8 protein-coding genes are annotated in these 10,376 nt (G+C 74.2%); 7 read left to right on the forward strand and 1 reads right to left on the reverse strand.

What is annotated here, in order from left to right:
* The first annotated feature begins 108 nt into the window (after window positions 1-108).
* From SPRI_RS34925 to pabB, 3 genes are all read left to right on the forward strand, one after another.
* The gene (locus SPRI_RS34925; protein WP_037775551.1) at window positions 109-1,176 is read left to right on the forward strand and encodes an ornithine cyclodeaminase family protein; all 1,068 of its coding nucleotides are present in this window, start codon (window positions 109-111) and stop codon (window positions 1,174-1,176) included.
* Window positions 1,177-1,301: 125 nt separating this feature from the next.
* On the forward strand, window positions 1,302-2,498 hold the full coding sequence (locus SPRI_RS34930; protein ID WP_005321566.1) for a cytochrome P450: 1,197 nt from the start codon (window positions 1,302-1,304) through the stop codon (window positions 2,496-2,498).
* A 21-nt stretch (window positions 2,499-2,519) separates the two neighbouring features.
* Window positions 2,520-4,679 carry an aminodeoxychorismate synthase component I gene (gene pabB / locus SPRI_RS34935; protein ID WP_107082415.1) on the forward strand — a complete coding sequence of 720 codons (2,160 nt, stop codon included), beginning with the start codon at window positions 2,520-2,522 and terminating at the stop codon, window positions 4,677-4,679.
* A gap of 257 nt (window positions 4,680-4,936) precedes the next feature.
* Here pabB and SPRI_RS34940 read toward each other — a convergent pair whose 3' ends face one another.
* On the reverse strand, window positions 4,937-5,764 hold the full coding sequence (locus SPRI_RS34940) for a prephenate dehydrogenase/arogenate dehydrogenase family protein (protein WP_203227954.1): 828 nt from the start codon (window positions 5,762-5,764) through the stop codon (window positions 4,937-4,939).
* 99 nt (window positions 5,765-5,863) lie between these two features.
* Here SPRI_RS34940 and SPRI_RS34945 point away from each other — a divergent pair, with 99 nt between their 5' ends.
* From SPRI_RS34945 to SPRI_RS34960, 4 genes are all read left to right on the forward strand, one after another.
* Window positions 5,864-6,253 carry a chorismate mutase family protein gene (locus SPRI_RS34945; RefSeq protein ID WP_063805320.1) on the forward strand — a complete coding sequence of 130 codons (390 nt, stop codon included), beginning with the start codon at window positions 5,864-5,866 and terminating at the stop codon, window positions 6,251-6,253.
* Entirely contained in the window at window positions 6,250-7,128 is an 879-nt protein-coding gene (locus tag SPRI_RS34950; protein ID WP_005321573.1) for a N5-glutamine methyltransferase family protein, read from the forward strand. Before SPRI_RS34945 ends, SPRI_RS34950 begins: the two co-directional genes overlap by 4 nt.
* Before the next feature lie 175 nt (window positions 7,129-7,303).
* Window positions 7,304-8,161: an AfsR/SARP family transcriptional regulator gene (locus tag SPRI_RS34955; RefSeq protein ID WP_005321575.1), complete on the forward strand. Its 858-nt coding sequence runs from the start codon at window positions 7,304-7,306 to the stop codon at window positions 8,159-8,161.
* Between the two features lie 177 nt (window positions 8,162-8,338).
* Window positions 8,339-10,369 (forward strand): alpha-ketoacid dehydrogenase subunit alpha/beta, encoded by a 2,031-nt coding sequence (locus tag SPRI_RS34960; RefSeq protein ID WP_005321577.1) that lies wholly within the window; start codon window positions 8,339-8,341, stop codon window positions 10,367-10,369.
* Window positions 10,370-10,376 lie beyond the last annotated feature (7 nt).

Below are 10,376 nucleotides of genomic sequence, written 5' to 3' on the forward strand. Positions count from 1 at the left end.
GATGCCGCCCACGGGGCCCGGCACACCGGGCCGCGGCGACAGCGGGCCGGCGACCGGCAGGCCGACACCACGCACGGACGAGAAGAAACAACACAAGGGGAGCACCCGATGGAGACCTGGGTCCTGGGCCGGCGCGACGTCGCCGAGGTGGTGGCCGCCGTCGGCCGCGACGAACTCATGCGCCGCATCATCGACCGCCTCACCGGCGGACTGGCCGAGATCGGCCGCGGCGAGCGGCACCTGTCCCCGCTGCGCGGCGGACTGGAACGCAGCGAACCCGTGCCCGGCATCTGGGAATGGATGCCGCACCGCGAACCCGGCGACCACATCACCCTCAAGACCGTCGGCTACAGCCCCGCCAACCCCGCCCGCTTCGGCCTGCCGACCATCCTGGGCACCGTCGCCCGCTACGACGACACCACCGGCGCCCTGACCGCCCTGATGGACGGCGTGCTGCTCACCGCCCTGCGCACCGGCGCCGCCTCCGCCGTCGCCTCCCGCCTGCTGGCCCGCCCCGACAGCCACACCCTGGGACTGATCGGCACCGGCGCCCAGGCCGTCACCCAACTGCACGCCCTGTCCCTGGTACTGCCCCTGCAACGGGCCCTGGTGTGGGACACCGACCCCGCCCACCGGGAAAGCTTCGCCCGGCGCGCCGCGTTCACCGGCGTCAGCGTCGAGATCGCCGAGCCCGCCCGGATCGCCGCCGAGGCCGACGTCATCTCCACCGCCACCTCGGTAGCCGTCGGCCAGGGCCCGGTCCTGCCCGACACCGGCGTCCGCGAGCACCTGCACATCAACGCCGTCGGCGCGGACCTCGTCGGCAAGACGGAACTGCCGCTCGGCCTGCTCGAGCGGGCGTTCGTCACCGCCGACCACCCCGAGCAGGCGCTGCGCGAGGGCGAGTGCCAGCAACTCTCCGCCGACCGGCTCGGCCCGCAGCTGGCCCACCTGTGCGCCGACCCGGCGGCCGCCGCCGGCCGGCAGGACACCCTGAGCGTCTTCGACTCCACCGGCTTCGCCTTCGAGGACGCCCTGGCGATGGAAGTGTTCCTCGAGGCCGCCGCCGAACGGGACCTGGGCATCCGGGTGGGCATCGAACACCACCCCGGCGACGCCCTGGACCCCTACGCCCTCCAGCCCCTGCCCCTGCCCCTGGCCGCCCCCGCCCACTGACCCCCCCCTTTTTTCGGGACCCCCGCTCTTTTTCGAGACCCCCGCCCGGCCGGCCCGGCCCTCCTCCCGCCGGCCCCCATGCCCGGCCGGGCCGGGGCACCCACGACGCCCTCGCGAGGAGAGAGATGCCCCCCACCCCCCGGCCCACCACCGACGACGGCGGCCGTGAACTGCTCGCCTGGCTGCGCGAGATGCGCCACCACCACCCCGTCCACGAGGACGAATACGGTGCCTTCCACGTCTTCCGGCACGCCGACGTCCTCACCGTCGCCTCCGACCCCGGCGTCTACTCCTCCCAGCTCAGCCGGCTACGGCCCGGCTCCCAGGCGTTGAGCGAACAGATCCTGTCGGTCATCGACCCGCCGATGCACCGCACCCTGCGCCGCCTGGTCAGCCAGGCCTTCACCCCCCGCACCGTCGCCGACCTCGAACCACGCGTCACCGAACTGGCCGGGCAACTGCTCGACGCCGTCGACGGCGACACGTTCGACCTCGTCGCCGACTTCGCCTACCCGCTGCCCGTGATCGTGATCGCCGAACTCCTCGGCGTGCCGCCCGCCGACCGCACCCTGTTCCGCTCCTGGTCCGACCGGATGCTGCAGATGCAGGTCGCCGACCCGGCGGACATGCAGTTCGGCGACGACGCCGACGAGGACTACCAACGCCTCGTCAAAGAACCCATGCGCGCCATGCACGCCTACCTCCACGACCACGTCACCGACCGCCGCGCCCGCCCCGCGAACGACCTGATCTCCGCACTCGTCGCCGCCCGCGTGGAGGGCGAACGACTCACCGACGAGCAGATCGTCGAATTCGGGGCGCTGCTGCTGATGGCCGGCCACGTCTCCACCTCCATGCTGCTCGGCAACACCGTGCTGTGCCTGAAGGACCACCCCCGGGCCGAGGCCGCCGCCCGCGCCGACCGGTCCCTGATCCCCGCCCTGATCGAAGAAGTACTGCGGCTGCGGCCGCCGATCACCGTCATGGCCCGCGTCACCACCAAGGACACCGTCCTCGCCGGCACCACCATCCCCGCCGGACGCATGGTCGTGCCCTCCCTGCTGTCCGCCAACCACGACGAACAGGTCTTCACCGACCCCGACCACCTCGACCTCGCCCGCGAAGGCCGCCAGATCGCCTTCGGCCACGGCATCCACTACTGCCTGGGCGCCCCGCTCGCCCGCCTGGAGGGCCGCATCGCCCTGGAAGCCCTCTTCGACCGCTTCCCCGACTTCTCGCCCACCGACGGCGCAAAACTGCGCTACCACCGCGACGGACTGTTCGGCGTCAAGAACCTGCCGCTGACCGTACGGCGCGGCTGACACAGACAAGGGGGCCACCTGGTGCGCACCGTGCGAACCCTGCTGATCGACAACTACGACTCGTTCACCTACAACCTCTTCCAGATGCTGGCCGAGGTGAACGGCGCCGCTCCGCTCGTCGTCCGCAACGACGACACCCGCACCTGGCAGGCCCTGGCGCCGGGCGACTTCGACAACGTCGTCGTCTCACCCGGCCCCGGCCACCCCGCCACCGACACCGACCTGGGCCTCAGCCGCCGGGTGATCACCGAATGGGACCTGCCGCTGCTCGGGGTGTGCCTGGGCCACCAGGCCCTGTGCCTGCTCGCCGGCGCCGCCGTCGTCCACGCACCCGAACCCTTTCACGGCCGCACCAGCGACATCCGCCACGACGGGCAGGGCCTGTTCGCGAACATCCCCTCCCCGCTGACCGTGGTCCGCTACCACTCGCTGACCGTCCGGCAACTGCCCGCCGACCTGCGCGCCACCGCCCACACCGCCGACGGGCAGCTGATGGCCGTCGCCCACCGCCACCTGCCCCGCTTCGGCGTGCAGTTCCACCCCGAATCGATCAGCAGCGAACACGGCCACCGGATGCTCGCCAACTTCCGCGACCTGTCCCTGCGCGCGGCCGGCCACCGCCCCCCGCACACCGAACGCATACCCGCACCCGCACCCGCCCCCGCCCCCGCCCCCGCACCGGCACCGCCCGCGTCCGCGCCGGTGGGGGAGTACCGGCTGCATGTGCGCGAGGTCGCCTGCGTGCCCGACGCGGACGCCGCGTTCACCGCCCTGTTCGCCGACGCCCCGGCCCGGTTCTGGCTCGACAGCAGCCGCGTCGAGCCGGGCCTCGCCCGCTTCACCTTCCTCGGCGCCCCCGCCGGCCCGCTCGGCGAACAGATCACCTACGACGTCGCCGACCGGGCCGTGCGCGTCAAGGACGGTTCAGGCGGCGAGACCCGCCGGCCCGGCACCCTCTTCGACCACCTGGAACACGAACTGGCCGCCCGCGCCCTGCCCGCCACCGGCCTGCCCTTCGAGTTCAACCTCGGCTACGTCGGCTACCTCGGCTACGAGACCAAGGCCGACAGCGGCGGCGAGGACGCCCACCGCGGCGAACTGCCCGACGGCGCCTTCATGTTCGCCGACCGGATGCTCGCCCTCGACCACGAACAGGGCCGGGCCTGGCTCCTGGCACTGAGCAGCACCCGACGGCCCGCCACCGCACCCGCCGCCGAACGCTGGCTCACCGACGCCGCCCGGACCCTCGCCACCACCGCCCCCCGCCCGCCCTTCACCCTGCTGCCCGACGACCAACTGCCCGCCCTGGACGTCCACTACCGCCACAGCCTGCCCCGCTACCGGGAACTGGTCGAGGAATGCCGCCGCCTGATCACCGACGGCGAGACCTACGAGGTGTGCCTGACGAACATGCTCCGGGTGCCCGGCCGGATCGACCCGCTCACCGCCTACCGCGCCCTGCGCACCGTCAGCCCCGCCCCCTACGCCGCCTACCTGCAGTTCCCCGGGGCCACCGTGCTCAGCTCCTCACCCGAACGGTTCCTGCGCATCGGCGCGGACGGCTGGGCGGAGTCCAAACCCATCAAGGGCACCCGCCCCCGCGGCGCCGGCCCCGCCCAGGACGCCGCCGTCAAGGCCTCCCTCGCCGCGGCCGAGAAGGACCGCAGCGAGAACCTGATGATCGTCGACCTGGTCCGCAACGACCTCGGCCAGGTCTGCGACATCGGCTCCGTCCACGTACCGGGCCTGTTCGAGGTGGAGACCTACGCCACCGTCCACCAGCTCGTCAGCACGGTCCGCGGCCGCCTGGCGGCCGACGTCTCCCGCCCCCGCGCGGTACGGGCCGCCTTCCCCGGCGGGTCGATGACCGGCGCGCCCAAGGTCCGCACCATGCAGTTCATCGACCGGCTCGAGAAGGGCCCGCGCGGCGTGTACTCGGGCGCGCTGGGCTACTTCGCCCTCAGCGGCGCGGCCGACCTCAGCATCGTCATCCGCACCATCGTCGCCACCGAGGAGGCCGCCACCATCGGCGTGGGCGGCGCCGTCGTCGCCCTGTCCGACCCCGACGACGAGGTCCGCGAAATGCTCCTCAAGGCGCAGACCACCCTCGCCGCCCTGCGCCAGGCACACGCGGCCGCCACCGCCTCGGACCGTGAACTCCTGGCCGGCAGCCTGCGGTGACCCACCCACCGCCCCACCCCGCCACCGCAACCCCGGCTCACCCCCGGGGCGGCCGCGCGCGGTGCCGCCCGGCGGCCGACCCGGCGACGGGTCCGCTCGCGGACCGGGTGACGGACCCGGCGGCGGGGCCGGCGGCGGGCCGGGACGTGGGCCGGGACGTGGGCCCGGCGTGCCCGGCGACCGGCACGGCGGCGGGCCCGGACGTGGGCCCGGCGTGCCCGGCGACCGGCACGGTGGCGGGGCGGGGCGGGGGACGGTCAGTGCAGGGCGGTGAACATCCGCGCGCACAGCCGTTCCAGCTCCGCACCGTGCTCGCCCAGCACACCGCGCAGTTCGGCGAACAGGGCGGCGAACGTCTCCTCGTCGCCCCTCTCGACGGCCTGCCCCAGCCGCACCAGGCCGCGGCCCAGCGCCTGCCGCGCGGCCGGCGCGCCGGGGTTGGCGGCCTGGATGTCGAAATACACCTCCGGCGTCCCGCCGGCGATCCGGGCCAGCAGCGCCAGCATCGCCAGATGCGGCGGCGGGGCACTGTCCCGCAGCGCCCCCACGTCCACCGACAGCTCACCCAGGCCCAGCCCGAAGGCCAGCACCGCGGCATGCGTGGCGGCCTGCTGCGCGGCGGTCAGCTCGTCGTGCCGCCGCGCCGGCATCTCCACCACCCGGGCCCCCCACCCGGCCACCAGCTCCACCAGGGCCCGCACACCGGGCCCGTCGGTGACCACCACCGCCGCCACCGGCCGCCCCTGAAGACCCAGCGAGGGGGCGAACATCGGGTTCAGCCCCACCGCCTGCAGCCCCGGCGCCGCCTCACGCAGCCGCCCGGCGATCCGGCTCTTGACCGACAAGGTGTCCGCGAGCACCGCACCGGGCCGCATCACCCCCGCCAGCACCTCCACCGCCTCCCACGCCACCGGCTCCGGCACCGCCAGCACCACCACGTCCGCCGCCGCCAGCGCCGCGACCGCCTCCGGCCCCGGCCGCCGCACATCACCGGCCACCACCCGCACCCCGTCCGCCGCACCGGCCCCGGCCACGTCCAGCCAGGTCACCGCCACCCCCGAACGCACCAGCCAGTGGCTGAACATGCGGCCCACCGCACCGGCCCCGCCCACCACCACACAACGCCCGAACACCGAACCACCCCTCATCCGCGTTCCCGATCCCCCCGGTACGGAGGAAGAACCATGACCCCGCCCGCCATCCCCGCCGCCCCGCCCGCCACCGGGCCCGCCCCCGCCACCGACCCCCTCGACGCGCTGCGCGCCCGCCTGGACGCCGCGGACGCCGCCCTGCTGGACGCCGTCCGCACACGCCTGGACATCTGCCTGCGCATCGGCGAGTACAAGCGCCTCCACCAGGTGCCGATGATGCAGCCCCACCGGATCGCCCAGGTCCACGCCAACGCCGCCCGCTACGCCGCCGACCACGGCATCGACCCCGCCTTCCTGCGCACCCTGTACGACACGATCATCACCGAGACCTGCCGCCTCGAGGACGAGTGGATCGCCTCCGGCGGCGCCCCCGTCCCCACGCCCGTGCACGCGTCCGCGTCCGCGCGGGGGGCCGTGTCGTGACCGCCGCCGCACCCACCCTCGCCCAGGCGCTGGACGAGGCCACCGGGCAGCTGACCGGCGCCGGGATCACCGCCGACGCCGCCCGGGCCGACACCCGGCTGCTGGCCGCCCACGCCTGCCAGGTCGCCCCGGGGGACCTCGACACCTGCCTGGCCGGCCCGGTGCCGCCCCGGTTCTGGCACTACGTCCGGCGCCGTCTGACCCGCGAACCCGCCGAACGCATCGTCGGCCACGCCTACTTCATGGGCCACCGCTTCGACCTGGCCCCCGGCGTCTTCGTCCCCAAACCCGAGACCGAGGAGATCACCCGGGACGCCATCGCCCGCCTGGAGGCCCTCGTCCGCCGCGGCACCCCCGCACCCCTGGTCGTCGACCTGTGCGCCGGACCGGGCACCATGGCCGTCACCCTGGCCCGCCACGTACCGGCCGCCCGCGTCCTGGGCATCGAACTCTCCCAGGCCGCCGCCCGCGCCGCCCGGCGCAACGCCCGCGGCACCGGCGCCCGCATCGTGCAGGGCGACGCCCGCGACGCCTTCCCCGAACTGAGCGGCACCGTCGACCTCGTCGTCACCAACCCGCCCTACATCCCCATCGGACTGCGCACCTCCGCACCCGAAGTGCTCGAGCACGACCCGCCGCTGGCCCTGTGGGCCGGGGAGGAGGGCCTCGGCATGATCCGCGCCATGGAACGCACCGCGGCCCGGCTGCTGGCCCCCGGCGGCGTCCTGCTCCTCGAACACGGCTCCTACCAACTCGCCTCCGTGCCCGCCCTGTTCCGCGCAACCGGCCGCTGGAGCCACGCCTCGTCCCGTCCCACCTGCAACGACGGCTGCCTGACCGCCGTACGCAACCACACCTGCGCACCGCCCGCCTGACACGGCGTCACGGCACGGCCGGCCTGTCGGCAACGACCCTACGCCATTGACAAACCGACCGTGCCGTTTTTTTAATGTCGGGGTGGCGGACCCGGAACGAGAAGGGGCCTGCCGCACCGGAGACCACGACCACCGGTCCCGGACACGCCACGGCCCAGGGGGAAGACGAAACGCCATGGACATCGACATACTCGGCGCGCTGTCGGCGCGCGAGAACAACATCACCGTCACACCCACCGCGCCCAAACCACGTCAGGTCCTCGCCCTGCTGGCGCTCAACGCGGGCCAGGTGGTGCCGATGTCCGCCCTCAGCGAGGAACTGTGGGGCCCCACACCGCCGCGCAGCGCCCGCACCACCGTGCAGACCTACATCCTCCAGCTGCGCGAACTGATCACCCGCGCCCTCGGCCACGGGAACACCGGCCGCACCGCCAAGGACGTCCTGACCACCGGACCCGGCGGCTACCGCCTCGACGTGGGCGGCGGCACCCTGGACTTCCGCGAGTTCGAACGCCGGGCCGGCGCCGGCTACCGGGCCATGGACGCCGGCGACTACCCCGGCGCCGCGAAACGGCTGCGCGACGCCCTGTCCCTGTGGACCGGCTCCGCACTGGCCGACGTACCCGCCGGCGCCCGCCTCACCCTGGAGGCCAGGCGCCTCGAAGAGGCCCGCCTGTGCGCCCTGGACCAGCGCATCGAGGCCGACCTGCGCCTGGGCCGCCACCGCGAACTGCTCGCCGAACTGACCGTCCTGGTCGGCCGCCACCGCCTCCACGAGAGCCTGCACGGCCAGTTCATGCTCGCCCTGCACCGCTCCGGCCGCCGCGGCGAGGCCTTGAGCGTCTACCAGCGCCTGCGCACCACCCTCGTCACCGAACTGGGCCTGGAACCCTCCGCCCAGCTCAGCCGGCTCCAGCGCTCCCTGCTCACCGCCGGCCCCGAAACCCCCGTACCCCCCGCCCCGGCCGCAGCGGCCGCCGGGCACAGGGACGGACGGCCCGCCGGGCACCGGCCCGCCGCCACGGCCGGCTGACCGGGCCGGCCGGCCGACATGAGCCCCGCCCCCGAGCCCTGGCTCCTGCGAGGGACACCTCATCCTTTCTCCCTAGCCGCACACGGTGAATCACCCCCCGCCCCGCACGAGCCGGCACCGCCTTATTGGCCCCTGGGGGCGATGTTTCCACCGCGGCCCGAACGGCAGGATTCGTCCGTGACGAACCCGACGAAGGAAAACGGGACTTCCGGCATACCCGCACAGCGGCGGACCGCATTTCTCGAACTGATGCTGCTCTCCCGGGAATGCGACCGCAGATCGGGCATCGTGCTGCGCCAGGGCGAGGCCTGGTTCCACATTTCCTCCGCAGGCCACGAGGCACTCGCCGCCCTGTGCGAACTGCTGGAACCCGACGACCTGCTCTTCCCCCACTACCGCGACCGGGCATTGATGCTGGCCCGCGGAATGGACCCGGAAGCACAGGCCCGCGACCTCATGGCCAAGGAGAAGTCCCATTCCGCCGGCCGTAATATGAGCGCCCATTTCGGCCACCGCCCCGGAAACGTCTTCTCCATCGCCAGCCCCACCGGAAGCCAGTGCCTCCCGGCGGCCGGCGCCGCCTGGGCCGCCCGGCTCAGGGGCAGCACCCAGGCGGTCGTCTGCTCCATCGGCGACGCCTCCACCCGGCAGGGCGAATTCTTCGAAGCGCTCGCCTTCGCCGTCGAACGGGCGCTGCCCGTCGTCTTCCTCGTCGCCGACAACGGCTATGGCATCTCCACCCCCACCGACACCATGTCGCCCCACGCGCTCGGCCTCCTGCCGCCCGGCCGCACCACCGTCGTCGACGGCGCCGACCCCGACGCCGTCCACACCGCCTCCGCCGCCGCCCTGGCCGCCGCCCGCGCCGGCGAAGGCCCCACCGTCCTGTGGTGCCGCCTGGACCGGCTGGAGTCCCACACCTCCTCCGACGACCACCGCGTCTACCGCAGCGCCGCCGACCTCGCCGCCCTGCGCGACCCCATCGACCTCTTCGCCGCCCGCCTCACCGCGGAAGGCGTCCTCGAGGACGGCCGGCTCGAGGACATCCGCGCCCGCCTCGCCCGCGAGATCGAGGACGTCTACGACCGCGTCGCCACCGAACCCACCGCCGACCCCCGGCACATCACCGACCACCTCTACGCCCCCCGCCCCGCCACCACCCCCACCACCGCCGCCGCGGACACGGGCACGGGTGGGGATGGGGGTGCGGGGCGGGAGGTCACCGTCGCGCCGTGCGGGGGGACCATGGTCGCCGCCGTCAACCGGGCCCTGGCCACCGGACTGGCCCGCCACCGCGAACTGGTCCTGTTCGGCGAGGACATCGACGACCCCAAGGGCGGCGTGTTCGGCTTCACCAAAGGACTCGGCCCCGCCGCCGGACCCCGGATGACCAACGCCCCCCTCGCGGAGGCCACCATCGTCGGCGCCGCCGTCGGACTGGCCGCCGCCGGCATGCGGCCCGTCGTGGAACTGCAGTTCGTCGACTTCGCAGGCCCCGCCTGGAACCAGATCGCCGCCCAGCTGACCACCCTGCGCTGGCGCACCGCCTCCGCCTGGCAGTGCCCCGTCGTCATCTACGCCCCCTGGGGCGGCTACCTGCCCGGCGGCGGCATCTGGCACAGCCAGAGCAACGAGAGCCTCTTCACCCACCTGCCCGGACTGCGCGTCGTCGTCCCCTCCACCCCCGAGGACACCGAGGCCGCCTTCCTCGAATCCTTCACCGCCGACGACCCCACCCTGATCCTGCTGCCCAAACACCTCATGCGCCGCCGCCAGGAACCGGCCGCCCGCCCCGCCCCCGCCCACGGCGCCCGCACCCTGCGCACCGGCACCGACGTCACCATCGCCACCTGGGGCAACGGCACCGAACTGGCCACCGAGGCAGCCGACACCCTCGCCGCCGACGGCATCACCGCCGACGTCCTCGACCTGCGCTGGCTCGTCCCCCTGGACCGCGCCGCCGTCGCCGACTCCCTGCGCGCAACCGGACGCCTCGTCGTCGTCCAGGAGGACAACCGCACCAGCAGCTACGGCGCCGGCCTCATCAGCGAACTGCTCTGCGCCGACGACGACTTCTACTCCCTGCTCGCCCCACCGCGCCTGGTGACCCGCGACGACGTGCACGTCCCCTTCCACCCCGACCTCGAACGCGCGGTCCTGCCCACCGCGCACGACGTGGTCGCGGCCGTCCGATCCACTCTCGCCTGAGGCATGA

It is taken from the genome of Streptomyces pristinaespiralis (genome assembly GCF_001278075.1).
GTDB lineage: Bacteria > Actinomycetota > Actinomycetes > Streptomycetales > Streptomycetaceae > Streptomyces > Streptomyces pristinaespiralis.